Genomic DNA, 252 nt, shown 5'->3' with positions numbered 1-252 from the left:
CCTCTTTTATCTGCTGATCTACTTCGTAGGTAGCAGAAAAAGTGTCCGTTCCCGATTGTTCGATACTCCACACAATCACATCTGTAACTGTGGAGTTGGTCGGTATATCGGTTCTAATGGTATCCACATTCAAGTCCTGCAATTCCTTTGTCAGATAACCGCTGATTGCCTGCGTCCTTGATTCAATCGCTTCTTTACTGTTATTCCATGTGTAATAGGACTTCGCAAAATTCTTCACGAAATTTTCTATCC

At 41.7% G+C, this 252-nt stretch carries 1 protein-coding gene; it reads right to left on the bottom strand.

Annotated features, from left to right (window positions below):
* The coding region (locus LJE11_RS19565; RefSeq protein ID WP_227296457.1) for a conjugal transfer protein at window positions 1–252 on the bottom strand (252 nt) is incomplete at both ends.

It is taken from the genome of Blautia sp. DFI.1.216, from assembly GCF_020594215.1.
Classification (GTDB): domain Bacteria; phylum Bacillota; class Clostridia; order Lachnospirales; family Lachnospiraceae; genus Blautia_A; species Blautia_A wexlerae.
The sequence above is the reverse complement of the archived record's forward strand: the minus strand, read 5'-3'. Positions and strand labels throughout refer to the sequence as shown.